Origin of the sequence: Pseudocitrobacter corydidari (assembly GCF_021172065.1) — a bacterium.
Classification (GTDB): domain Bacteria; phylum Pseudomonadota; class Gammaproteobacteria; order Enterobacterales; family Enterobacteriaceae; genus Pseudocitrobacter; species Pseudocitrobacter corydidari.
Map to the genome: position 1 here is coordinate 362,427 of NZ_CP087880.1, position 25,079 is coordinate 387,505.

Below are 25,079 nucleotides of genomic sequence, written 5' to 3' on the forward strand. Positions count from 1 at the left end.
CATCTTTCTGCCCGCTAACTGTGATCCGATGAGTGGTTGAGGAAATTAATACTGATTACAGTTCTCGTCAATTGCTCTCGCCGGGAAGGTGACGGGGGCAAGGAAATAACCGATCACTCATCAATAAAATAAGGATTCAGTATGAGTCTAATGGACAGCTTTGAGCGCGGGATGGAAAAGGTACTGGTTCCGATTGCGATCAAGTTAAATTCGCAGATCCACGTTTCCGCGATTCGGGATGCGTTTATATTGTCGTTCCCGATAGTGATGGCCAGTTCGCTCATCATTCTAATCAACTTTGCCATTCTGTCGCCCGATGGTTTTATTGCCAGCCTGCTGCATCTGGGCACGCTGTTTCCCAATCTTGCCGATGCGCAGCAAATATTTACACCGGTCATGAATGGTTCGGTGAGTATTATGTCGATCCTGATCACTTTCCTGGTGGCGCGTAATATCGCGATACAGTATCGCCAGGACGATCTGCTGTGTGGTCTTACCGCGATTGGCGCATTCTTTGTCGTTTATACGCCCTATAAAGTGATTGATGGGCAGACCTATCTGACAACAAAATTTCTCGGGCCACAGGGGCTTTTTGTGGCGGTGATTGTCGCGTTGATTGCCAGCGAAGTTTTTTGCCGTCTGGCGCGTAACCCGAAAGTCACCATCGCGATGCCCGACGCCGTGCCGCCTGCGGTGGCGAGATCGTTTAAAGTCTTGCTGCCGATATTCTTCGTGATGATCCTTTTTTCGGTCATGAACTATCTGCTGACCAAAATCTCCCCCAACGGGCTTAACGATCTTATTTACACGTTGATTCAGGCTCCTCTGAAAGATATGGGAACCAATATTGTCACCGTCTTAATTCTCGGCCTGGTCTCTAACTTCCTGTGGGTGATCGGCATTCACGGGCCGAATACGGTGGCGGCAATTCGCGAAACGATTTTCTCGGAAGCGAATCTGGAAAACCTCTCTTATGCTGCATCGCACGGCTCAACCTGGGGTGCGCCATATCCTATCACCTGGGTGGGAATTAACGATGCGTTCGCCAACTGCGGCGGCTCGGGCATGACGCTCGGTCTGTTGCTGGCGATATTTATTGCCTCACGCCGTCAGGATTATCGCGATATGGCAAAAATGGCCTTTGTGCCTGGCCTGTTTAATATCAACGAACCGGTTATGTTCGGTTTGCCCGTTGTGCTTAACCCCATTCTTATTATTCCGTTTGTACTGGTTCCGTTTATTAATTCCCTGATTGGTTATTTCTTTATTGTGATGGAGTTTATTCCGCCGATGGCCTACGCCGTGCCGTGGACCACGCCCGGCCCGCTGATTGCTTTCTTTGCGTCGGGTGGAAACTGGCTGGCTTTATTTGTCGGGGTATTGTGTTTAGGCGTCTCTACGCTGGTATATCTGCCGTTCGTGATTGCCGCGAATAAAGTGAATATGTCGGCAGCCACGCAATCTGAAAATGAATAGCAGCGCACGTTGTGTAATCTCAAACGGAGGGCGAACTTATTACGGAACGAATGATGATGACGCGGTGATGACCACCATCATTCGCCTGTTGTCATTGCAGGCTTAAAACACCATCCATAACAGCGCCATCACCACGATGACCACAATCAGCATCAGGCCAGGGCGCGCAGAGGCAGATTTATACGCCTCAATAAGCGGTGCGAACGGGCTGGTGATGGGCTGAACATAACGCACATCCAGCGTGTCCTGCGAACGCTCGACGCGCTTAAGGAACAGCTGATTCAGCAGCGTTTGCACCTGCGTCATCGTCAGCACCGTCTGTGGCGTAATGTTCCAGTTTTGCTGGCCGTAATCCTTCAGGGCCTGCCATTCGTGCGGCTCCATCGGCTGTTTGAGCGCGGCCTGCAAGGCATTGAGCGTCGGCGCGGGCTGGGTGCTTAGCGTTTGACGCGCCTGTAACCAGGTCGCCAGCGCTGTAAAATGCTTGGCCGGAATCAACTCGCCGGTTTTCACGCCGGAAAGCTCCAGCATCGACTGCCAGATAATCTTGCTCGACTCGCCCGTGGCGGCGGCAAGTTTGGTCACAAGCTGATTCAGCGTATTGTGTTCGGCTGGCTGCAATGGGCGATCGGTCGCCGGACGCTGCTGCGGTTGCGGAATCGACAGTTGACCGTTTTGCAGCAGCTGCAACACATTTTTCAGTTGGTCGGGCGTCAACTGGCTCAGCGCTGTTTGCCCGTACTGTTGGCGGATGAAATCGCTCACCGCCTGGCGATTATTACCGTGATTCAACAGTTCCGTCAGCTGTGACAGGGTTTGCCGGGTGCTGAGATTCTGCTGCGCCGTTTCGAGGCGCTGATTCAGGTTCTGCTCGGCGGCAGGAAAATTACGCGACACCAGCGGGGCGTCGTTCTTCAACCCCAAATCGTGACGCACGCCAGCCCACACCTGCGCATTCGTTTGTGAGGTTAACGCCATAAGACGCGTGATGAGGCGTTCAAGTACCGTGCGCTGCTGCGTGGAGAGCGGTTGTTCTCCGGCGACGGAAGTAGTGGTTGAACCTTCCCCCGGAGGGCGCGAGGGCATACCTGAAATGGGTTGCGTCATGATTTATCCTTAACCTTATTGCTTTACTTAACCAGGAAGTCGAGTATGCCTGGCGGCCAGATTATGGCACACTTCCCCGGTTAACTCTCGTTCTCAGACAGGTACCGTAACGTGAAAATCCTTGTTGATGAAAATATGCCCTACGCCCGTGAGCTCTTCAGCCGTTTGGGTGAGGTGAAGGCTGTTCCTGGGCGCCCCATTCCGGTTGCGGAACTGGCGGGCGCCGACGCGCTGATGGTGCGATCCGTCACGAAGGTGAACGAGTCCCTGCTGGCGAATCAGTCGATTAAATTTGTTGGCACGGCGACTGCGGGTACGGACCATGTCGATCAGGCGTGGCTTGCGCAGGCGGGCATTGGTTTTTCCGCAGCTCCTGGCTGTAACGCCATTGCGGTCGTGGAATATGTTTTCTCCTCGCTGCTGTATCTCGCTGAGCGTGACGGTTTCACGCTCACTGACCGTACGGTCGGGATTGTAGGTGTCGGTAATGTGGGCGGACGCCTGCAAAAACGCCTGGAAGCGTTAGGTGTACGTACGCTGCTGTGCGATCCGCCGCGTGCCGATAATGGCGACGAAGGCGATTTCCGCACTTTGGATGAACTGGTGCAGGAAGCCGATATTCTGACCTTCCATACGCCACTGTTTAAAGATGGCCCGTATAAGTCGCTGCACCTGGCGGATGAGGCGCTGATCCGCCGCCTGAAACCGGGGGCGATTTTAATTAACGCCTGCCGTGGCCCGGTGGTGGATAACGCCGCCTTGTTAAAATGCCTTGAAGCCGGTCAGGACCTGAGCGTCGTACTCGACGTCTGGGAGCCGGAACCGGATCTCAACCTGGCGCTGCTCGATAAAGTGGATATCGGCACGTCACACATTGCAGGCTATACGCTGGAAGGCAAAGCGCGCGGCACCACCCAGGTGTTTGAAGCTTATAGCAAGTTTATCGGTCAGGCGCAGCAGGTGGCGCTGGATACGCTGCTGCCGCCGCCGGAATTCGGCCGCATCACCTTGCACGGTAAGCTCTGCCAGCCAACGCTGAAAAGGCTGGTGCATTTGGTGTATGATGTGCGCCGCGATGATGCGCCGCTGCGAAAAGTGGCGGGCATTCCGGGTGAGTTTGACAAGCTGCGTAAGAATTACCTTGAGCGCCGCGAGTGGTCGTCGCTGTATGTCCAGTGCGATGACGCAGATGCGGCTACGCTTTTGAAAAAGCTCGGGTTTAACGCTGTGCATCACCCAATTCGTTAAGATTATTTCTTTTGTGCCTTGCCCGTCGGCGAGGCACGTCGCTATTTCTGGAGTAAATCACCATGTCTGAAGGCTGGAATATTGCCGTACTGGGCGCAACGGGTGCCGTTGGGGAAGCCCTGCTTGAAACACTGGCGGAGCGAGAGTTCCCGGTAGGTGAGCTCTATGCGCTGGCGCGCAGCGAAAGTGACGGGGAATCTCTGCGCTTTGGCGGGAAAACCGTGCGCGTTCAGGATGCGGCACAATTCGACTGGACGCAGGTTCAACTCGCGTTCTTTGCGGCGGGCGTGGAAGCCACGTCCACTTACGTGGAAGAAGCTACCAACTCAGGCTGCCTGGTTATTGATTTGAGCGGGATGTTCGCGCTCGAACCAGATGTGCCGCTGGTGGTGCCGGAAGTGAACCCGTTTGTGTTGGCCGATTATCGTAACCGTAACCTGGTAGCCGTGCCGGACAGCCAGACCAGCCAGCTGCTGGCCGCGCTGAAACCGCTAATCGACCAGGGCGGCCTGGCGCGCATCAACGTGACCTGCCTGCTTTCTGCCTCATCGCACGGCAAGAAAGCAGTGGATGCGCTGGCAGGGCAGAGTGCAAAACTGCTCAACGGTATTCCGATTGATGATGACGATTTCTTTGGTCGCCAGCTGGCGTTCAACATGCTGCCGCTGCTGCCAAATCGTGAAGGTATCGTGCGTGAAGAGCAGCGCATCGTCGATCAGACGCGCAAAATTTTGCAGGACGAGGGCCTGATTATCTCCGCTAACTGCGTTCAGTCGCCGGTCTTCTATGGTCATGCGCAGATGGTCGGATTCGAAGCGATGCGTCCGTTGGCAGCCGACGAAGCCCGGGATGCTTTCGCTCGTGGCGAAGATGTCGTGCTCTCTGAAGAGAATGAATTCCCGACGCAGGTCAGCGATGCTTCCGGCAGCGCGCATCTTTCTATCGGTTGTGTGCGCAATGACTACGGTATGCCGGAACAGGTACAGTTCTGGTCGGTCGCCGATAACGTACGCTTTGGCGGCGCGCTGATGGCGGTGAAAATCGCTGAAAAATTAGTGCAGGAGTATATGTACTAATGTCGGAAGTGCAGCAACAGCCCGTCTATAAAATTGCGCTGGGCATTGAGTATGACGGCAGCAAATATTATGGCTGGCAGCGTCAGAATGAAGTACGCAGCGTGCAGGAGAAGCTGGAAAAGGCGCTCACGCAGGTGGCTAATGAACCGATTACCGTGTTTTGCGCTGGCCGCACCGATTCCGGCGTACACGGTACCGGGCAGGTAGTGCATTTTGAAACCACCGCCGATCGCAAAGACGCGGCGTGGACATTGGGTGTAAATGCGAATTTACCTGGTGACATTGCCGTGCGTTGGGTGAAACATGTGCCGGAAGATTTTCATGCACGTTTTAGCGCCACGGCTCGCCGTTATCGCTACATCATCTACAATCATCGGTTGCGTCCGGCGGTGATGAGCCAGGGGGTGACCCACTATCATCAACCGCTGGATGAAGCACGGATGCACCGTGCCGCCCAGTGTTTGCTGGGCGAGAACGATTTCACTTCGTTCCGCGCGGTGCAGTGCCAGTCACGCACGCCGTGGCGCAACATTATGCATATTAATGTTGCTCGCTATGGCGCGTATGTGGTGGTGGATATCAAAGCGAATGCCTTTGTGCATCATATGGTAAGGAATATCGTCGGCAGCTTGATGGAAGTCGGCGCCCAAAACCAGCCAGAGAGCTGGATTGCTGAGTTGTTAGCCGCAAAAGACAGAACGCTGGCGGCAGCAACGGCGAAAGCGGAAGGTCTGTATCTGGTTTCTGTTGATTACCCGGAACGTTTTGACCTGCCGCGCGTACCCATGGGGCCGCTATTTTTAGCGGACTGAGAGCAGTTCACAAAGGCTGAAGACAATTATGGATCTGATTCACTTTCTCATTGATTTTATTCTACATATTGATGTGCATCTGGCAGAGCTCGTCGCGCAATACGGCGTGTGGGTTTATGCCATTCTGTTTTTAATTCTCTTTTGTGAAACAGGCCTGGTTGTTACGCCGTTTTTACCGGGGGATTCCCTGCTGTTCGTCGCCGGGGCACTGGCTTCGCTGGGCACCAACGACATCAACGTGCATCTGATGGTTGTGTTGATGTTGATCGCGGCGATAGCGGGCGATGCGGTGAACTACACCATTGGACGACTGTTTGGCGAGAAACTATTCAGTAACCCGAACTCGAAAATTTTCCGCCGCAGCTACCTGGATAAAACGCACCAGTTTTACGAAAAACACGGCGGAAAAACGATTATTCTGGCGCGATTCGTACCGATTGTGCGCACCTTCGCACCGTTTGTCGCCGGGATGGGGCACATGTCCTACCGTCATTTCGCAGCCTATAACGTGATTGGCGCGGTGCTGTGGGTACTGCTGTTCACCTATGCAGGCTACTTCTTTGGCACGATTCCGATGATTCAGGATAATCTTAAGTTATTGATTGTCGGCATTATTGTGGTCTCAATTTTGCCGGGAATTATCGAGATTGTGCGCCATCGTCGCGCGGCGGCAAAACAAGCGAAGTAAGCGCGAATTCGCGGTTCGACCACTTTTTTGTCCAAAGTTTCGGGCTGTTATGTTTTAATGTGCAACATTCATGGTCTGTAAGGGGCAAAAATGGCATTATGCGCCCCTTATGACAAAACTGGCATCGACCAGGTTCAGGCAGAAAGGTTATCAATGAGCTGGATTGAACGAATTAAAAGCAACATCACCCCTACACGCAAAGCGAGCATTCCTGAGGGTGTATGGACCAAGTGCGACAGCTGCGGGCAGGTTCTGTACCGCGCCGAGCTGGAGCGTAACCTGGAGGTTTGCCCTAAGTGTGACCACCACATGCGTATGTCAGCGCGTAATCGCCTGCATAGCCTGCTGGATGAAGGATCGCTGGTGGAACTGGGAAGCGAGCTTGAGCCCAAAGACGTGCTGAAGTTCCGTGACTCCAAAAAATACAAAGACCGTCTGGCGTCTGCTCAGAAAGAAACGGGCGAGAAAGATGCGCTGGTGGTCATGAAAGGCACGCTGCACGAAATGCCAGTAGTGGCTGCGGCATTCGAATTCGCCTTTATGGGCGGTTCGATGGGCTCCGTGGTCGGCGCGCGTTTTGTCCGTGCGGTTGAGCAGGCACTGGAAGATAACTGCCCGCTGATTTGCTTCTCCGCATCCGGCGGCGCGCGTATGCAGGAAGCGCTGATGTCGCTGATGCAGATGGCGAAAACCTCTGCGGCGCTGGCGAAAATGCAGGAACGTGGTCTGCCGTATATCTCCGTTCTGACCGACCCGACCATGGGCGGCGTATCGGCGAGCTTCGCGATGCTGGGCGACCTGAACATCGCAGAACCGAAAGCGCTGATCGGCTTTGCCGGCCCGCGCGTAATCGAACAAACCGTTCGTGAAAAACTGCCGCCGGGATTCCAGCGCAGTGAGTTCCTGATTGAGAAAGGTGCAATCGATATGATTGTTCGTCGCCCTGAAATGCGCCTGAAACTGGCGAGCATCCTGGCGAAGCTCATGAATCTTCCGGCGCCACATCCGGATGAAGCCCACGAAAGTGTGGTGGTACCGCCGGTACCGGATCAGGAACCAGAGGCCTGATAATGCAAAGGGCAGGGCCAGACGGCGCTGCCCTTTTTGCTTCTCATCACCGTTAAAGAAATCGCGGGCACCATGGACAACAAACTTATTCCTCAGGCCACGTCGCCCCTGGCTACGTGGCTTTCTTATCTGGAACACCTCCACAGCAAAACCATCGACCTCGGTCTGGAACGCGTGGGCGAGGTGGCTGCCCGGCTGAACGTGCAGAAGCCAGCGCCATTTGTCTTTACCGTTGCCGGAACTAACGGCAAAGGGACCACCTGTCGGACGCTGGAAGCGATGCTGACTGCGGCGGGCTACAAGGTGGGTGTTTACAGTTCTCCGCACCTGGTGCGTTATACCGAACGCGTACGCGTGCAGGGCGCGGAACTCGCAGAAAGCGCGCATACGGCGTCGTTTGCCGCCATCGAGCAGGCGCGTGGCGATATCTCGTTGAGCTATTTCGAATACGGTACGCTGTCGGCGCTGTGGTTATTTAAACAGGCCGCGCTGGATGTGGTGATTCTGGAAGTTGGGCTGGGCGGACGACTGGATGCGACGAATCTGGTTGATCCGGACGTGGCGGTCATTACCAGCATCGCGCTGGATCACACCGACTGGCTGGGGCCGGATCGCGAAAGTATTGGCCGTGAAAAAGCCGGTATCTTCCGCGCCGGGCGTCCGGCCGTTGTGGGTGAGCCGGATATGCCAACAACGATCGCTGATGTGGCGCGTGAAAAAGGCGCACAGTTGTTACAACGCGATATTGCCTGGCAGTATGGCGTGGACGCAGAAAGCTGGTGGTTTAGCGATGCGACAGGCCGCCTGAATGCGCTGCCCCTGCCGCAGGTGCCGCAGCCGAACGCCGCCACTGCGCTGGCGGCACTGCGCGCCAGCGGTCTTAACGTCACTGAGCAGGCGATTCGCGAAGGCATCGCCAGTGCGATTCTGCCGGGACGCTTCCAGACAATCCAGACCTCGCCGCGCGTGATTCTGGACGTCGCGCATAACCCGCATGCCGCCGCGTATCTCGCCGGGCGTCTCAAATCTGAGCCGCTGACCGGGCGCGTTCTGGCGGTTATTGGTATGCTGCATGATAAGGATATCGCCGGTACGCTGGCGTGTCTGGAAGGTATTGTCGATAGCTGGTATTGTGCGCCTTTAGAAGGGCCGCGCGGGGCCACCGCTGAAGAGCTGGTGAAACACTTACGCGCAGGAACCGTCTACGCCAGTGTGGCGCAGGCGTGGCACGCGGCGATGGCCGATGCCGGGCCAGAAGATACGGTGCTGGTGTGTGGTTCATTCCACACGGTAGCGCATGTAATGGAAGAGTTAGACGCGGGGAGAACCGGTGGCAAGTAAGTTTCAGAACCGCTTAGTCGGGACAATTGTGCTGGTAGCGCTGGGCGTCATCGTGCTGCCAGGGCTGCTCGACGGGCAGAAAAAACACTACCAGGATGAGTTTGCCGCGATCCCATTGGTGCCAAAACCGGGCGACCGGGATGAGCCCGATATGCTGCCGACGGCGACGCAGGCGCTGCCAGCTCAGCCGCCGGAAGGCGCGGCGGAAGAGGTGAGGGCGGGCGATGCGGCAGCACCGTCGCTCGATCCGGGGCGTTTTGCTGCGGCAAACAATAACGGCATCGATCCTGCGCCGGTGCAGGTGGAACAACCGAAGCCAAAACCCAAGCCGGTTGAGCCGCCGAAACCGAAGCCGCAGCCAACGCGTGATGTTGCCAGCGAGCAGATCGCCGCCGCGACCGAAACGCCGCCAGCCAAACCGACGCCAGCTGAAAAACCGGCCCCGGAAGGGAAGGCGTACGTTGTTCAGCTTGGCGCACTGAAAAACGCCGATAAAGTTAACGAGATTGTCGCGTCGCTTCGCGGTGCTGGCTATCGCGTATACACGTCGCCTTCCACGCCGGTTCAGGGTAAAATTACCCGCATCCTGGTGGGGCCTGATGCGTCGAAAGATAAACTGAAAGGCTCGCTTGGCGAGCTTAAGCAGATCTCCGGGCTGAGCGGGGTGGTGATGGGGTATTCGCCGAATTAAAGGCGACCTGACCCCTCCATAAGCGATGGCGTTGAACATTTTTTCAGCGCCTTTTTTATTTTCGCAGGGAAAGGAAATCCCTACGCAAACGTTTTCTTTTTCTGTTAGAATGCGCCCCGAACCGGATGACAGGGCGTAGCATCGTGGGACACATATGGTCTGGATTGATTACGCCATTATCGCGGTAATAGGTTTTTCCTGTCTGGTTAGCCTTATCCGTGGCTTTGTTCGTGAAGCGTTATCGCTGGTGACATGGGGCTGTGCCTTCTTTGTCGCGAGTCATTACTACACTTACCTGTCCGTCTGGTTCACGGGCTTTGATGATGAACTGGTTCGCAACGGGATTGCTATCGCGGTACTGTTTATCGCGACGCTTATCGTCGGCGCTATCGTTAACTACGTTATCGGTCAACTGGTGGAAAAAACCGGTTTGTCGGGAACGGACAGAGTGTTGGGCATCTGCTTTGGTGCGCTGCGCGGGGTATTAATCGTCGCCGCCATTCTGTTCTTCCTCGATACCTTTACCGGCGTGGCGAAAAGCGAAGACTGGCATAAATCGCAGCTTATCCCGCAGTTCAGTTTCATCATCAGATGGTTCTTTGACTATCTGCAAAGCTCGTCAAGTTTCTTGCCCAGGACATAAGTCCTGAGATGTGGCTTAACGAGGAAAAGACGTATGTGCGGTATTGTCGGTATCGCCGGTGTTATGCCGGTCAACCAGTCGATTTATGATGCGTTAACGGTGCTGCAGCATCGTGGACAGGATGCCGCGGGCATCATCACCATTGATGCGAACAACTGCTTCCGTTTACGCAAGGCAAACGGGCTGGTCAGCGATGTCTTTGAAGCTCGCCATATGCAGCGTATGCAGGGCAACATGGGGATTGGCCACGTGCGCTACCCAACCGCTGGCAGCTCCAGCGCGTCTGAGGCGCAGCCTTTCTACGTCAACTCCCCGTATGGCATTACGCTTGCCCATAACGGCAACCTGACCAACGCGCACGAACTGCGTCAAAAATTGTTCGAAGAGAAGCGCCGCCACATCAACACCACCTCTGATTCCGAGATCCTGCTGAATATCTTCGCCAGCGAACTCGACAACTTCCGCCATTATCCGCTGGAAGCCGATAACATCTTCGCCGCGATTGCCGCGACTAATCGCCAAATCCGTGGCGCTTACGCCTGCGTGGCGATGATTATCGGTCACGGTATGGTCGCCTTCCGCGATCCGAACGGTATCCGTCCGCTGGTGCTGGGCAAACGCGATATTGGCGATGGCCGCACCGAGTATATGGTTGCTTCCGAAAGCGTGGCGCTCGATACCCTGGGCTTTGAGTTCCTGCGCGATGTCGCGCCGGGCGAAGCGGTGTACATCACCGAGAAGGGTCAGCTCTTCACCCGCCAGTGCGCGGACAACCCGGTCAGCAACCCGTGTCTGTTCGAGTACGTCTATTTCGCGCGTCCGGACTCCTTTATCGACAAGATCTCCGTTTACAGCGCGCGTGTGAATATGGGCACCAAACTCGGTGAAAAGATTGCCCGCGAGTGGGAAGATCTGGACATCGATGTGGTGATCCCGATTCCGGAAACCTCCTGCGATATCGCGCTGGAAATCGCGCGTATTCTGGGTAAACCGTACCGTCAGGGCTTCGTGAAAAACCGCTACGTTGGCCGTACCTTTATCATGCCGGGCCAGCAACTGCGTCGTAAATCCGTTCGCCGTAAGCTGAACGCTAACCGTGCCGAGTTCCGCGATAAAAACGTCCTGCTGGTTGATGACTCCATTGTGCGCGGCACCACCTCAGAGCAGATTATCGAGATGGCGCGTGAAGCAGGGGCGAAGAAGGTATATCTGGCGTCAGCGGCACCGGAAATTCGCTTCCCGAACGTTTATGGAATCGACATGCCAACCGCCACCGAACTGATTGCTCACGGTCGTGAAGTTGACGAAATCCGTCAGATAATCGGCGCAGATGGTCTTATCTTCCAGGATCTGGACGATCTGATCGACGCGGTACGCGCGGAAAACCCGGATATCCAGCAGTTTGAATGTTCGGTGTTTAACGGTGTATACGTCACCAAAGATGTCGATCAGCAGTACCTCGATTATCTCGATTCCCTGCGTAACGACGACGCCAAAGCGGTGCAGTTGCAGAACGAAGTGGAAAACTTAGAGATGCATAACGAAGGTTAACGTGTCTAACGCCAGGGAAACCCCTGGCGTTTTCTTTTCTGTCCCCCAATTCTATCCCTCTCTTTTCGCTGTAATTTCGTCTTCCTCACATTTTTCAGAATCCGTTTTTCAATAGTGTGAACAAACCGGATAAACATCACCGCCATAAATTTTATAGTACCGCCCATTAACCATTTTTAATATGTGGATAATGCCAATTAGGGGTTAATGGGGTGGTAAGAAAAACTGCTTTCATTGGTTACAAAACCCTCTCGACCCTTCGTTTTGTCTATATGGCGGAGTAGTATGCTGTCAATAACCATAAAATAAATGTGGTCAATGGTGCGCCTTTTGCAACCTGCGAGAGGTGCAGGAGAAACCCAAGTCTTCGTTACGGAATAACAACAAGATGACTGGAGATAACACCCTCAGCACTTCTCATGGCGTTAACCGCCGTGATTTTATGAAGCTTTGTGCAGCGCTGGCCGCCACGATGGGGCTCAGTAGTAAAGCGGCCGCCGAGATGGCCGAATCAATCACCCGCCCGCAGCGTCCGCCGGTTATCTGGATTGGCGCGCAGGAGTGTACCGGATGCACGGAATCTCTGCTCCGCGCGACCCACCCAACCGTCGAAAACCTCGTGCTGGAGACTATCTCTCTGGAATACCACGAAGTGCTTTCCGCCGCTTTCGGCCATCAGGTTGAAGAGAACAAGCACAACGCCCTGGAGAAATACAAAGGTCAGTATGTGCTGGTGGTCGATGGCTCGATCCCGTTAAAAGATAACGGTATTTATTGCATGGTCGCCGGTGAGCCGATTATCGACCATATCCGCAAAGCGGCAGAAGGGGCGGCGGCAATTATTGCCATCGGTTCCTGCGCTGCCTGGGGCGGCGTGGCGGCGGCGGGCGTTAACCCGACCGGCGCGGTAGGGCTTCAGGAAGCCTTGCCGGGTAAAACGATAATCAACATTCCTGGCTGCCCGCCCAACCCGCACAACTTCCTCGCGACCGTCGCGCATATCATCACTTTTGGTAAACCGCCGAAGCTGGATGCCAAAAATCGCCCAACCTTCGCCTATGGCCGTTTGATCCACGAACACTGCGAACGCCGTCCGCACTTTGATGCCGGGCGCTTTGCGAAAGAGTTTGGCGATGAAGGCCACCGTCAGGGCTGGTGTCTGTACCACCTGGGCTGCAAAGGGCCGGAAACGTACGGTAACTGTTCAACGCTGCAATTCTGCGATGTCGGCGGCGTCTGGCCGGTGGCGATTGGTCATCCGTGTTATGGCTGTAACGAAGAGGGTGTCGGTTTCCACAAAGGCATCCATCAACTGGCAACGGTTGAAAATCAAACGCCGCGCGCGGAAAAACCCGATGTAGACCTGAAAGAGGGCGGTGAGATTTCAGCGGGAGCCGTGGGGTTACTGGGCGGCGTGGTCGGCCTGGTGGCGGGCGTCAGCGTGATGGCGGTTCGCGAGCTGGGGCGTCAGCAGAAGAAAGATAACACTGACTCACGGGGAGAATAACCGTGAACAGAAGAAACTTTATTAAAGCTGCCTCCGGCGGCGCCTTGCTGCTGGGGGCTGCGCCTTCCGTAGCTCAGGCGGCGGAAAACCGTCCGCCCATTCCTGGTTCGTTGGGGATGCTATACGACTCAACGCTTTGCGTCGGCTGCCAGGCCTGCGTGACCGAGTGCCAGAATATCAACTTCCCGGCACGCAACCCGCAGGGCGAACAAACCTGGTCCAACAACGACAAACTTTCGCCCTATACCAATAACATCATTCAGGTGTGGCGTAGCGGAACGGGGGTTAACAAAGACAAGGAAGAGAACGGTTACGCCTACATCAAAAAGCAGTGCATGCACTGTGTAGACCCGAACTGTGTCTCCGTTTGCCCGGTTCAGGCGCTGCGTAAAGATCCAAAAACCGGCATTGTGCATTACAACAAAGATGTCTGTACCGGCTGCCGTTACTGCATGGTCGCCTGCCCCTATAACGTGCCGAAATACGATTACAACAACCCGTTTGGTGCGATTCACAAATGTGAACTGTGTAATCAGAAGGGCGTTGAACGGTTAGATAAAGGCGGATTGCCCGGCTGCGTCTCAGTTTGTCCGGCGGGCGCGGTAATTTTTGGTACACGCGAAGAGCTGATGGCGGAGGCGAAAAAACGTCTGGCCCTGAAGCCGGGAAGCGAATACCACTACCCGCGTCAGACTTTAAAAACGGGAGATACCTACCTGCATACGGTACCGCACTACCATCCACACCTTTACGGTGAGAAAGAGGGCGGCGGAACGCAGGTGCTGGTGTTGACCGGTGTGCCTTATGAGAATCTGGGCTTGCCGAAGCTGGATGAACTCTCTACCGGGGCGCGTTCTGAACACGTCCAACACACCGTTTATAAAGGCATGATGCTGCCGCTTGCTTTGCTGGCGGGGTTAACCGTGCTGGTGCGTCGCAATACCAAAAGCGGCCCTCACGATGGAGGAGACGATCATGAGTCATGATCCAAAACCGCTGGGCGGGAAAATTATCAGCAAGCCGATCATTATTTTCGCTCCGCTGGCTGTGCTGTGCCTGATCATGATCGTCAAACGTCTGATCTGGGGATTGGGTTCCGTTTCCGATCTTAACGGTGGATACCCGTGGGGGATCTGGATCGCCTTCGATTTGTTGATCGGCACCGGCTTTGCCTGCGGCGGCTGGGCGCTGGCCTGGGCAGTGTATGTCTTCAACAAAGGACGTTATCATCCGCTGGTGCGTCCGGCGCTGCTGGCGAGCCTGTTTGGCTATTCGCTCGGTGGTCTGTCGATCACTATCGACGTTGGGCGTTACTGGAACCTGCCGTACTTTTACATTCCGGGGCACTTTAACGTTAACTCGGTGCTGTTCGAAACCGCCGTCTGTATGACCATCTATATCGGCGTCATGGCGCTGGAGTTTGCGCCCGCGCTGCTGGAACGGATGGGCTGGAAGGTGCCGCTGAAGTTCCTCAATAAACTGATGTTCTTCATCATTGCGCTCGGCGCATTGCTGCCGACGATGCACCAGTCTTCCATGGGGTCATTGATGATCTCGGCGGGCTATAAAGTGCATCCGCTGTGGCAAAGCTACGAAATGCTGCCGCTCTTCTCGGTGCTGACCGCTTTCATCATGGGCTTCGCCATTGTGGTGTTTGAAGGTTCGCTGGTGCAGACCGGGCTACGGGGAAGAGGGCCGGATGAGAAATCGCTGTTTGTGAAGTTGATGAATACCGCCAGCGTGTTGCTTGCGCTGTTCCTGGTGTTGCGCGTCGGAGAGCTGGTTTATCGCCACAAGCTGTCGTATGCCTTTGCGGGTGATTTCTACTCCTTCCTGTTCTGGCTGGAAGCGCTGCTGATGCTCTTCCCGCTGGTGGTACTGCGCGTTGGGAAGCTGCGCAATGATTCGCGCATGCTTTACCTGTCGGCACTGAGCGCGCTGTTGGGCTGTGCGACCTGGCGTATCTCCTATTCGCTGGTGGCGTTCAACCCCGGTGGCGGCTACCACTACTTCCCAACCTGGGAAGAACTGCTGATTTCTATGGGTTTTGTGGCAATTGAGATTTGTGCATACATCCTGCTCATTCGTCTGTTGCCGATACTTCCCCCTTTAAAACAAAACGACAACAAGCGTCATGAGGCGAGCAAAGCATGAGCCAGAGAATTACGATTGACCCGGTAACCCGTATTGAAGGGCACCTGCGCATCGACTGCGAAATTGAAAATGGGGTGGTGTCTAAGGCCTGGGCGTCCGGCACCATGTGGCGCGGCATGGAAGAGATTGTCAAAAATCGCGACCCGCGCGATGCCTGGATGATTGTGCAGCGTATCTGCGGCGTGTGTACCACCACGCACGCCATTGCCTCCGTGCGAGCAGCAGAAAGCGCGCTAAAAATTGATGTGCCGGTGAATGCCCAGCATATCCGCAATATCATTCTGGCGGCGCACACCACGCATGATCACATCGTGCACTTTTATCAGCTCTCGGCGCTCGACTGGGTGGATATCACCTCAGCCCTGAAAGCCGACCCGGCGAAAGCCTCAGCGATGCTGACCGGCGTATCGAGCTGGCACCTGAACAGCGCGGAAGAGTTCACCAAAGTTCAGAACAAAATCAAGGATCTGGTGGCTAGCGGTCAGTTAGGGATTTTCGCTAACGGCTACTGGGGGCACCCGGCGATGAAACTGCCGCCGGAAGTGAACCTGATTGCGGTGGCACACTATTTACAGGCGCTGGAGTGCCAGCGCGACGCGAACCGCGTAGTGGCGCTGCTGGGCGGTAAATCACCGCATATTCAGAACCTCGCCGTCGGCGGGGTAGCGAACCCTATCAACCTTGACGGCCTGGGTGTGCTGAACCTTGAACGCCTGATGTACATCAAATCCTTTATCGATAAGCTGAGCGATTTCGTTGAGCAGGTTTATAAAGTCGATACTGCGGTCATTGCGGCGTTTTATCCGGAATGGCTGGAGCGCGGTCGCGGCGCGGTGAACTATCTGGCAACGCCGGAATTCCCAACCGACGGGAAAAATGGCAGCTTCCTCTTCCCGGGCGGCTATATCACTAACAGCGACCTGTCGACTTATCACCCTATCAGTTCTCAATCTGATGAGTTCCTGATTAAAGGGATTCAGGAGAGCGCGAAGCACGCCTGGTATAAAGACGAATCACCGCAGGCGCCGTGGGAGGGCACCACCGTGCCGAACTATACCGGCTGGTCAGACGACGGGAAATACTCCTGGGTGAAAGCCCCGACCTTCTACGGTAAAACCGTCGAAGTGGGGCCGCTGGCGAATATGCTGTGTAAACTGGCGGCAAAACGCGAATCAACCCAGGCGAAGCTCAACGAAATCATCGCCATCTACACTAAGCTGACGGGTAAAACGCTGGGTGTTGATCAACTGCACTCTACGCTTGGTCGTATCATCGGGCGTACCGTTCATTGCTGCGAACTGCAACATATTCTTCAGCATCAGTACAGCGCGTTGGTGACCAACATCGGCAAGGGCGACCATACCACCTTTGTGAAGCCGAATATCCCGGCCACCGGTGAGTTTAAAGGCGTCGGCTTCCTCGAAGCGCCGCGCGGTATGCTCTCACACTGGATGGTGATAAAAGACGGCATTATCAGCAACTATCAGGCGGTTGTACCTTCCACCTGGAACTCCGGCCCGCGTAATTTCAACGATGAAGTCGGCCCGTATGAACGTTCGCTGGTGGGTACGCCGGTCGCCGATCCGGAAAAACCGCTGGAAGTAGTGCGCACGATTCACTCCTTCGACCCGTGCATGTCCTGCGCGGTGCACGTAGTGGACGCCGACGGCAATGATGTTGTCGCGGTGAAGGTGCTGTGATGCGGATTTTAGTCTTAGGCGTCGGCAACATTTTGCTTACCGATGAAGCCATCGGCGTACGCATAGTGGAAGCGCTGGAGCAGCGCTACATCCTGCCGGATTACGTCGAGGTACTCGACGGCGGTACGGCAGGGATGGAGCTGCTGGGCGATATGGCCGACCGCGATCATCTGATTATCGCCGATGCTATTGTCTCACGCAAAAATGCGCCGGGTACGATTATGGTGCTGCGCGACGATGAAGTTCCGGCGCTGTTTACCAATAAAATCTCCCCGCATCAGCTTGGGCTGGCCGACGTTCTGTCGGCCCTGCGCTTCACGGGGGAGTTTCCGAAAAAACTCACCCTGGTGGGCGTTATCCCTGAATCGCTGGAGCCCCATATCGGTTTAACGTCAACCGTAGAGGCGATGATAACGCCTGCGCTTGAGCAGGTGCTGCTGGCGCTGCGCGAATCGGGCGTTGAAGTCGTTGCTCGGGAGGAAACGCATGCCTGAAGAAATCAGCGGTTTCTCCACGTCGCCGCAGCTATTGGTGCAGGCGGCATTTGAAGAGGTGGCTCGCCGTTCAATGCATGACCTGGCGTTTCTGCACCCAACCATGCCGGTCTCCGTGTCAGATTTCACGCTGTTTGAAGGGCAATGGACCGGCTGCGTCATCACCCCGTGGATGCTGAGCGCGGTTATTTTCCCCGGCCCGGATCAGCGCTGGCCGCGTCGTACCGTCAGTGAAAAGCTGGGGCTGCAACTGCCTTACGGCACCATGACCTTTACCGTGAGCGAGCTGGAAGGCGTTTCGCAATATCTTTCATGTTCGTTGATGTCGCCGCTGCCTAAAGCCCTTTCGGTGGAAGAGGGGATGCGGCTGGTAGCGGATTGTGCGCGGATGCTGCTTTCCCTTCCGCTTAGCAACCCGGATGCGCCAAGTATGGCAAGCCGTCGCTCACTGCTGTTTGGCCGTCGGAGCGTGGCGGATGCATGAGCTGTCGCTGTGCCAGAGCGCGGTGGAAATTATCCAGCAGCAGGCCGAGCAGCACGGTGTTAAGCGCGTGACGGGCGTATGGCTGGAGATCGGCGCGCTCTCCTGCGTGGAAGAGAGCGCCGTGCGTTTCAGCTTTGATATCGTCTGCCAGCACACTGTCGCGCAAGGCTGTGAATTGCATATTGAGTATCGACCCGCGCAGGCCTGGTGCTGGGATTGCAGCCGCGCGGTTGAAATTACCCAGCATGATGCGCGCTGCCCGCAGTGTGATGGTGCGAATTTACGCGTCGATACGGGCGACTCGCTGCGGGTAAAAAGTATTGAAGTGGAATAACCGGAGTTAATTATGTGTATTGGCGTACCGGGCCAGGTGCTGGCCGTGGGTGAAGATATTCACCAGCTCGCGCAGGTAGAAGTCTGTGGCGTAAAGCGCGATGTGAATATTGCGCTTATCTGCGAAGGCGACACCGCCGACCTCGTTGGGCAGTGGGTGCTGGTGCACGTGGGGTTTGCCATGAGCATTATTGATGAAGCCGAAGCGCAGGCGACGCTGGCAGCGCTGCGGCAGATGGAACTCGATGAAACGGTAGCGTGAGGCGCTCCCGTATGGGAACGCCTGTTAAGCCATTACGCTTGTTCGTTTATCCAGATACGCATTTCACCTTCGCCGCGATTTGCCCAACTGAACCACGGTATAAAGGTGAGCGTTTGCGGCTGAAGGGCAGTGCGTCGAGGGTTAAAGTGATACAATGCTTCACCCTCTGATGGCGTCGCAAGCCGGGCGCCTTCAGTCTGAATCAGTACTTTTCCCTTCAACACTCCGTTGCCTTGCTCAAGACGAAAATCCGCCTCTTGCGGCAAATACAGGTTGTGCAAGTCCGCCCCGTTATCCGCCTCTTCCAGGCAGTAGACCAGCGGCCCGCGCTGTATCGCGACTTTGCCCGCAGTGTGGCGGACTCGAGGATTGGCGTAAACACGCATGATTTTCATTGGTAAAGTGAGCGAAATGCAGTCTCCCTGCTGCCAGTGACGATGCAGGTGAAGATACCCTTTAATGACCCCACCCTGCGCCCGTTCACCGTTAACCTGAACGGTTGGGTTTTCGCACCATTCCGGAAGCCGCAGGGCGAGCGTATGCGCAACAGGCGTCGCATTATCAAAGGTTATGGTCACCTGTTCATCCCACGGATAGTTACCGTCGATACGCAGTTGCAGCGATTTCCCCTCAATTTCAAACCGCGCTTTGCTCCCCGCATAGATGTTGATAAACAGCGCATCTTTACGCGGAGTGAAAAGATAATGCCCGATAGCGACCAGCGTGCGGGCGATATTGGGCGGGCAGCAGGCGCAACCGAACCAGCGCTGACGGACCGGTTTGATATGATCGTACACATGGTTGCAGGCAATAGTTTTGGGCTGTGTTTCCAGCGGGTTAACATAGAAGAAGTGTTTACCATCCAGCGCCATACCGCCGAGCACGGTGTTGTAGAACGCGCGCTCCATGACGTCGGCATACTGGGCGTCGCCTTCCATCTCCAGCATGCGACGGGCGAACATCATCAGGCCGATGGAGGCGCAGCTTTCGGCATAGGCGGTATCTGAAGGCAGGTCGTAATCACTGGTGAACGCTTCACCCACGGCCTGTGAACCAACGCCTCCGGTGATATACATGCGCTTGTGCACCATATTGTTCCAGATGCGCAGGCAGGTCTGGCGTTTTTCTTCGTCCTGCGTCATGCGGGCGATATGGGCAAGCCCGGTCATCAGGTAGACCGAGCGAACGGCATGACCGACGGCCTGATCCTGCTCATTGAGCGGTTTATGCGCATGAGTGTAAGCTTTGTCTTTCACCATCCACGCATCGCCCCAGTCATTCCAGTGCCAGGTTCCACCGCGCTTTTCAAATTCAATATCATAGTAGTAAGGCTGCTTTCCCCGCTCCTCAAGAAAAAAACGCGCCAGATCTTTGTAGCGCTTCTCGAGCGTGACTTCATACAGTCGCATCAACGCCAGTTCAATTTCCGGGTGGCCGGGATATCCGCGTAACTGACCCTCGTTAGGGCCAAAAACCGTGTCAATATGGTCGGCAAAGCGACAGGCAATTTCCAGTAAACGACGCTTTCCGGTTGCCTGATAAAAGGCGACTGCGGCCTCAAACAGATGACCGGCACAATAAAGCTCGTGGCACTCGGCAACGTTTGTCCAGCGCAGGCCGGGCTCCTTCACGCTGTACCAGGTATTAAGATAACCGTCTTCACACTGGGCCCTGGCCAGTAACTCAATAACGTCATCTGCCGTTTGTTCAAGCGCAGGGTCCCCTTTCTGCGACAGGGACCAGGCAACCGCCTCAAGCCATTTTGTGACGTCGCTATCCTGAAAAACCATGCCGTAGAATTCGCCTTGCTGCATTCCTGCGGCAATGCGGTAGTTCGCCAGCGCGTGGCTGGGTTCCGCCTCAGGAATGGCATCGTTGAGCGCCTGCCATTGATAAGGGATGACGACATCGCGGATCAGTCGTTGATACTCACCAAGAAACGGGTCGGTGATGGTGATGTGATTCAGTGGGGCTTCAATCACTTCAGAATGCATTTTCTCTACCTCAGGATAACTGTGAATGACGTTGATGAAGGTCGGTGGAAATGCGCTGCATCATGGGGCCGTTCAAACGGCATTTGAGCAGGCATAGCGCCAGTACAAGATGGAAAATAGCGGGGGCCAGGCTTTGCAGGGCGGTGATCCCCTGAATGGATGCAGCCGTTTGGTTTTCGAGTCCGGGTTGATAAGCGACCAGAATCAGAATCAGGCTGATAATGCCGCCGGAAGAGGCCCATGAAAGCTTGATAAAAAAGAGGTTGAAGGCGAAGTTCATACCCGAAGAACGGACGCCATTTTTCCATTCGCCGTAGTCGTCGGCGAAAGCCATAATGGAAAAGTGCAGGGGCAGGGTGAATCCCAGAACGATGTTGTTGATTAAAATGCAGCCTAACCACAACGTTTGATACTGTGCTCCGGTCGGCAGAAACCACATTATTACGCCAAAGATGACCAGCACCAGGTTGGTGTAAAAATAGAGCTTAACCATGTCGATGCGGCGGGAGAGCGGGTTAACCACAATAGCGCCAATGATAGCCGCAATGGTCACCACGGCGAAAAACAGCGACATAAACCCGGCGCTGCCTTCCAGCGCGTAAGAGATAAAGTACATATAACCGCCGCCGCGAATACACAGAATATTCACCAGCAGGAAAGACATCACCAGCATCAGCAGTAACTGGTCGTTTTTCCATAAGCCTTGCAGGTGCTGACGCAACGTAAATTTTCCGGCAAGTGAAAGCGGTACGCGTTCCTTCACCCAGAAAAAGCACAGAAGAAACATCACCACGCCGACCGTACAGATAACAGTGACGCCGTATTGATAGCCTTTTGCCAGATTCCCCTTGCCGAAAAATTCCACCATCCACGGCAAGCCAACGGCGACAAGAAAACCGGCGATGCCGCTTAATACAAAGCGCCAGGACTGGCAGGACATCACCTGGTCGTGGCGATTAGTCATTGCATTAATCAACGCGCAGTACGGGACGTTGATCGCGGTGTAGCCGACAGAAAGCAGGAAGTAGGTACCGAATGCCCAGGCGATTTTCATATTCGGGCCCATCTCGGGAACGGTGAAGGTAAGAATGCCAATAACGCCCAGTGGCACCGCAATCCATAACTGCCAGGGACGGAAGCGGCCCCAGCGGCTACGCGTGCGGTCCGCGATGACGCCCATCACCGGGTCAGAGATGGCATCAAAAATGCGTAAAATCAGGAACATTGCCCCAACGATTGCCGGGCTCAGGCCAAAAATATCCGTATAAAAAAAGAGCAGGAAACCGCTAATTAAATCAGAGATGCAGTGTCCGCCCGCATCACCTAATCCGTAGCCGATTTTTTCGCGGGTTGAGAGCGTTTCTCCGGCATCCTCTTCTCTGAGTACATCACCATCCAGATTATCGGCAGTAGCCATAATCAATCTCCATAAGTGTTAGCAGTTCTAAGGGCTAAACAGTCATTACGGCGCATCTCTGACAGTTTTTTTAGTAAAAATCGTGCGATTTTTAGAGTAGGTCTGATGGGGTTTAAACGTAAATGATGAGATGTTTTCAATGTGAATTTGATCTGTTTTTACTATAAATAGATATTTAAATGTGACTTAAATCACTTTTATGTCCGGATGGGCAGGCGGCGGGCCAGCGAATCGCTAGTCTTTTGAAGAATTAACGCTTTTTTTTAGTAAAAACATTTATACTGAAACGCTAAATGAACAACGGATGGCGAAAGGCGGCAAAAGAGAGGGATGGTAAAAAAAACACGAATCAAGGATATCGCGGCAGCCAGCGGTGTCTCTATTGCCGCGGTATCCCGCGCACTGAAAGGGCAATCTGGCCTTGCTGAAGAAACTCGTCAGCGCATTCTGGCGATTGCCGAAGCGCAGGGATACGACTTCACCCGATTACGCGGGGGGCGAATTAAGCGACTGTTGTTTCTGCTCCATCGTCAACATAACATCGCCAGCGCGCTGCCGTTTTATTCGCACGTCATGCTCGGCGTTGCCGATGCCTGCCGCGAAAATGACATTGCCATGAGTTTTCAGCCCGTTGGGCCGGACGATACGCTTGCCGAAGTGGTTCAGTTACATCAGCCGGATGCGGTGATGGGCGCCGGGTATCTGGAGCCTGAAATTCTGGCAGAGCTTAGCAAAATCACTTTACCGACGGTGTTGGTTGATCTGTGGGCGGCAGATTTTCCCTGCGTAAACCCTGATAATTTTTACGGTGGGTTTATCGCTACGCGCCACCTGATCGAGCAAGGCCGACACCGTGTTGCGTTTTTAGGTAATTCGCAGGGGCATTACAGTATTCGCCAGCGTGTAGAAGGCTACCAGCAGGCGATTTTTGATGCGGGTTTAACCGTTTCATCTGACTACAAAATTGAAGTTCCGCCGGTTAAAGATATCGAAGATGCGCTGGTGAAAGGGATGGAAAAGCTGTTGGCATTGCCCGAACCGCCCGATGCCATCTTTGCCTACAACGATGTGGCGGCGCTGGTCGCGATGCGGGAATGCGCGCGTCGGGGCGTACGGGTGCCGCAGGATATCGCGATTGTCGGTTTTGATGATATTGATGCTGCCGCCTGGGCTTACCCGCCGCTAACCACGGTGGCTATCGACAAGCGTGAACTGGGTCGCGATGCTTTCCGCTTACTGCTTAATGACGAGAGCGACAGAAACATGCTCCTGCCGGTAAAACTGGTGGTGCGTGAAAGTTCGGTTAATCGCGCATAGTTGCACGGCAGACAATAATTCGGCAAAGTTGCAGCATTACGCAAAAAGGGCAGTCACAGTGAAACGACTTATTATTGGAATATCCGGTGCCAGCGGCGCAATTTACGGCGTTCGTCTGCTTCAGGTTTTACGCGAAGTGCCTGATATTGAAACGCATCTGGTGATGAGCCAGGCCGCGCGGCAAACCCTTTCGCTGGAAACAGATCTTTCGTTGCGCGACGTGCAGGCGCTGGCGGATGTCGTTCACGATGCCCGCGATATCGCGGCCAGCATTTCATCAGGCTCTTTCAAAACCATGGGCATGGTGATTCTGCCGTGTTCGATGAAAACCCTTTCCGGCATTGTGAACAGTTATACCGACGGGCTGCTGACCCGCGCGGCGGACGTGGTGCTCAAAGAGCGTCGCCCACTGGTGCTCTGCGTGCGGGAAACGCCGCTGCATTTGGGCCATCTGCGTTTAATGACTCAGGCCGCCGAGATTGGCGCGGTGATTATGCCGCCTGTTCCGGCGTTTTATCATCGGCCGCAGACCATTGATGATATTATAAATCAAACAGTTAACCGCGTTCTCGACCTCTTTAATATCGACCTGCCGCAGGATCTCTTTACCCGCTGGCAAGGTGCCTGAGCTGCACCAATCTGGTGCTCATCTGTGCTTTTCGCCCTGTTGCAGGGCGATTTTGTAACGCCGATCAAATCCTCGATATTTAATCACGCATTTTGCGTTTTACTGCTGCGGATTATGTGTCCGAACTGCTATCTTCCTATCTTGTTACCATATTGCATCCTTTTATTAACAAATTTAACGTCAAAGCCAGCGCTGACGATAAAGATGGCATAAAAGCTGCACTGTTGGTCTGCAACACACAACACAACCTATTAGATAGCAGCTCACTGCATCACGATTTTTAAAGGGGTATGTATGAAGAAGACGGTTCTGGCTCTCTCTTTACTGCTCGGTCTTGGCAGCGTATCCAGCGCGTTCGCCGCGCTGCCGCAAAGTATCCGCATCGGCACTGACACCACCTATGCGCCGTTCTCCTCGAAAGATGCCAAAGGCGATTTCATCGGCTTTGATATCGATCTGGGCAATGAAATGTGTAAACGCATGCAGGTGAAGTGCTCCTGGGTCGGCAGTGATTTTGATGCCCTGATCCCCTCTATGAAAGCGAAGAAAATCGACGCGATTATCTCTTCTCTCTCTATCACCGAAAAACGTCAGCAGGAGATTGCCTTCTCCGACAAGCTCTACGCGGCAGATTCACGTCTGATTGCCGCAAAAGGTTCGCCTATCCAGCCAACGCTGGATTCGCTGAAAGGTAAGCATGTCGGCGTATTGCAGGGCTCGACTCAGGAAGCGTACGCTAACCAAAACTGGCGCAGCAAAGGCGTTGATGTTGTGGCGTACCAGAACCAGGACCTGATTTACTCCGACCTGGCCGCGGGTCGTCTGGATGCCGCTTTGCAGGATGAAGTGGCCGCCAGCGAAGGTTTCCTCAAACAGCCTGCCGGGAAGGATTTTGCCTTTGCCGGGCCTTCCGTGAAGGATAAAAAATTCTTTGGCGATGGCACGGGCGTTGGATTGCGCAAAGATGATGTTGAGCTGAAGCAGGCGTTTGATAAAGCGCTTTCTGAACTCCGCGCCGATGGCACCTACGACAAAATGGCGAAGAAGTACTTTAACTTCAACGTCTACGGGGATTAATTTTCCCGGCA

The 25,079-nt window shown here is 54.7% G+C and carries 24 protein-coding genes; 21 read left to right on the forward strand and 3 right to left on the reverse strand.

Features of this window, described 5'->3' with window-relative positions; translation table 11 throughout:
• The first annotated feature begins 141 nt into the window (after positions 1-141).
• Entirely contained in the window at positions 142-1,476 is a 1,335-nt protein-coding gene (locus G163CM_RS01635) for a PTS sugar transporter subunit IIC (protein WP_231826625.1), read from the forward strand.
• A 102-nt stretch (positions 1,477-1,578) separates the two neighbouring features.
• On the opposite strand, the gene flk is transcribed toward G163CM_RS01635, so the two are convergent.
• Positions 1,579-2,583 (reverse strand): flagella biosynthesis regulator Flk, encoded by a 1,005-nt coding sequence (flk, locus tag G163CM_RS01640; RefSeq protein WP_231826626.1) that lies wholly within the window; start codon positions 2,581-2,583, stop codon positions 1,579-1,581.
• Positions 2,584-2,694: 111 nt separating this feature from the next.
• On the opposite strand from flk, the gene pdxB reads away from it, so the two are divergent.
• From pdxB to hybG, 17 genes are all read left to right on the forward strand, one after another.
• Positions 2,695-3,831 (forward strand): 4-phosphoerythronate dehydrogenase PdxB, encoded by a 1,137-nt coding sequence (gene pdxB, locus G163CM_RS01645; protein WP_231826627.1) that lies wholly within the window; start codon positions 2,695-2,697, stop codon positions 3,829-3,831.
• 62 nt (positions 3,832-3,893) lie between these two features.
• A complete protein-coding gene (locus G163CM_RS01650; protein WP_231826629.1) occupies positions 3,894-4,907 on the forward strand; it encodes an aspartate-semialdehyde dehydrogenase in 1,014 nt (337 codons plus the stop codon).
• A complete protein-coding gene (truA, locus tag G163CM_RS01655; RefSeq protein WP_015963614.1) occupies positions 4,907-5,719 on the forward strand; it encodes a tRNA pseudouridine(38-40) synthase TruA in 813 nt (270 codons plus the stop codon). The genes G163CM_RS01650 and truA overlap by 1 nt, the downstream gene beginning before the upstream one ends.
• 28 nt (positions 5,720-5,747) lie before the next feature.
• The gene (locus G163CM_RS01660) at positions 5,748-6,407 is read left to right on the forward strand and encodes a DedA family protein (protein ID WP_231826630.1); all 660 of its coding nucleotides are present in this window, start codon (positions 5,748-5,750) and stop codon (positions 6,405-6,407) included.
• 153 nt (positions 6,408-6,560) lie between these two features.
• Entirely contained in the window at positions 6,561-7,475 is a 915-nt protein-coding gene (gene accD, locus G163CM_RS01665; protein ID WP_231828311.1) for an acetyl-CoA carboxylase, carboxyltransferase subunit beta, read from the forward strand.
• A 72-nt stretch (positions 7,476-7,547) separates the two neighbouring features.
• Positions 7,548-8,816 carry a bifunctional tetrahydrofolate synthase/dihydrofolate synthase gene (gene folC / locus G163CM_RS01670; protein ID WP_231826631.1) on the forward strand — a complete coding sequence of 423 codons (1,269 nt, stop codon included), beginning with the start codon at positions 7,548-7,550 and terminating at the stop codon, positions 8,814-8,816.
• Positions 8,806-9,507 (forward strand): cell division protein DedD, encoded by a 702-nt coding sequence (dedD, locus tag G163CM_RS01675; protein ID WP_231826632.1) that lies wholly within the window; start codon positions 8,806-8,808, stop codon positions 9,505-9,507. Before folC ends, dedD begins: the two co-directional genes overlap by 11 nt.
• Positions 9,508-9,661: 154 nt before the next feature.
• Complete coding sequence (cvpA, locus tag G163CM_RS01680; RefSeq protein WP_015963619.1) at positions 9,662-10,150, forward strand: colicin V production protein; 489 nt, start codon at positions 9,662-9,664, stop codon at positions 10,148-10,150.
• A 33-nt stretch (positions 10,151-10,183) separates the two neighbouring features.
• Positions 10,184-11,701, forward strand: a complete 1,518-nt coding sequence (gene purF / locus G163CM_RS01685; protein ID WP_108473563.1) for an amidophosphoribosyltransferase — start codon at positions 10,184-10,186, stop codon at positions 11,699-11,701.
• Positions 11,702-12,089: 388 nt separating this feature from the next.
• Entirely contained in the window at positions 12,090-13,208 is a 1,119-nt protein-coding gene (gene hybO, locus G163CM_RS01690) for a hydrogenase 2 small subunit (RefSeq protein ID WP_015963621.1), read from the forward strand.
• Between the two features lie 2 nt (positions 13,209-13,210).
• Complete coding sequence (gene hybA / locus G163CM_RS01695; RefSeq protein WP_015963622.1) at positions 13,211-14,194, forward strand: hydrogenase 2 operon protein HybA; 984 nt, start codon at positions 13,211-13,213, stop codon at positions 14,192-14,194.
• Positions 14,184-15,362 carry a Ni/Fe-hydrogenase cytochrome b subunit gene (gene hybB, locus G163CM_RS01700; protein ID WP_015963623.1) on the forward strand — a complete coding sequence of 393 codons (1,179 nt, stop codon included), beginning with the start codon at positions 14,184-14,186 and terminating at the stop codon, positions 15,360-15,362. The genes hybA and hybB overlap by 11 nt, the downstream gene beginning before the upstream one ends.
• Positions 15,359-17,062 carry a hydrogenase 2 large subunit gene (hybC, locus tag G163CM_RS01705; RefSeq protein ID WP_231826633.1) on the forward strand — a complete coding sequence of 568 codons (1,704 nt, stop codon included), beginning with the start codon at positions 15,359-15,361 and terminating at the stop codon, positions 17,060-17,062. The genes hybB and hybC overlap by 4 nt, the downstream gene beginning before the upstream one ends.
• Positions 17,062-17,556, forward strand: coding sequence for a HyaD/HybD family hydrogenase maturation endopeptidase (locus G163CM_RS01710; RefSeq protein WP_231826634.1), 495 nt, complete (start codon positions 17,062-17,064; stop codon positions 17,554-17,556). Before hybC ends, G163CM_RS01710 begins: the two co-directional genes overlap by 1 nt.
• On the forward strand, positions 17,549-18,040 hold the full coding sequence (gene hybE, locus G163CM_RS01715; RefSeq protein WP_231826635.1) for a hydrogenase-2 assembly chaperone: 492 nt from the start codon (positions 17,549-17,551) through the stop codon (positions 18,038-18,040). Before G163CM_RS01710 ends, hybE begins: the two co-directional genes overlap by 8 nt.
• Positions 18,033-18,374, forward strand: coding sequence for a hydrogenase maturation nickel metallochaperone HypA (gene hypA, locus G163CM_RS01720; RefSeq protein ID WP_231826637.1), 342 nt, complete (start codon positions 18,033-18,035; stop codon positions 18,372-18,374). The genes hybE and hypA overlap by 8 nt, the downstream gene beginning before the upstream one ends.
• Positions 18,375-18,386: 12 nt before the next feature.
• Positions 18,387-18,635, forward strand: a complete 249-nt coding sequence (gene hybG / locus G163CM_RS01725) for a hydrogenase maturation factor HybG (protein WP_231826638.1) — start codon at positions 18,387-18,389, stop codon at positions 18,633-18,635.
• 32 nt (positions 18,636-18,667) lie between these two features.
• Here hybG and G163CM_RS01730 read toward each other — a convergent pair whose 3' ends face one another.
• Entirely contained in the window at positions 18,668-20,629 is a 1,962-nt protein-coding gene (locus G163CM_RS01730; RefSeq protein ID WP_231826639.1) for a glycoside hydrolase family 127 protein, read from the reverse strand.
• 10 nt (positions 20,630-20,639) lie between these two features.
• Positions 20,640-22,046 carry an MFS transporter gene (locus G163CM_RS01735; protein WP_231826640.1) on the reverse strand — a complete coding sequence of 469 codons (1,407 nt, stop codon included), beginning with the start codon at positions 22,044-22,046 and terminating at the stop codon, positions 20,640-20,642.
• 330 nt (positions 22,047-22,376) lie between these two features.
• On the opposite strand from G163CM_RS01735, the gene G163CM_RS01740 reads away from it, so the two are divergent.
• The 3 genes from G163CM_RS01740 (at position 22,377) to argT (ending at position 25,068) form a co-directional block, all read left to right on the forward strand.
• Entirely contained in the window at positions 22,377-23,363 is a 987-nt protein-coding gene (locus G163CM_RS01740; protein WP_231826641.1) for a LacI family DNA-binding transcriptional regulator, read from the forward strand.
• 58 nt (positions 23,364-23,421) lie between these two features.
• Positions 23,422-23,991 (forward strand): UbiX family flavin prenyltransferase, encoded by a 570-nt coding sequence (locus G163CM_RS01745; protein ID WP_231826643.1) that lies wholly within the window; start codon positions 23,422-23,424, stop codon positions 23,989-23,991.
• Positions 23,992-24,285: 294 nt separating this feature from the next.
• Positions 24,286-25,068 carry a lysine/arginine/ornithine ABC transporter substrate-binding protein ArgT gene (gene argT / locus G163CM_RS01750; RefSeq protein ID WP_015963630.1) on the forward strand — a complete coding sequence of 261 codons (783 nt, stop codon included), beginning with the start codon at positions 24,286-24,288 and terminating at the stop codon, positions 25,066-25,068.
• Positions 25,069-25,079 lie beyond the last annotated feature (11 nt).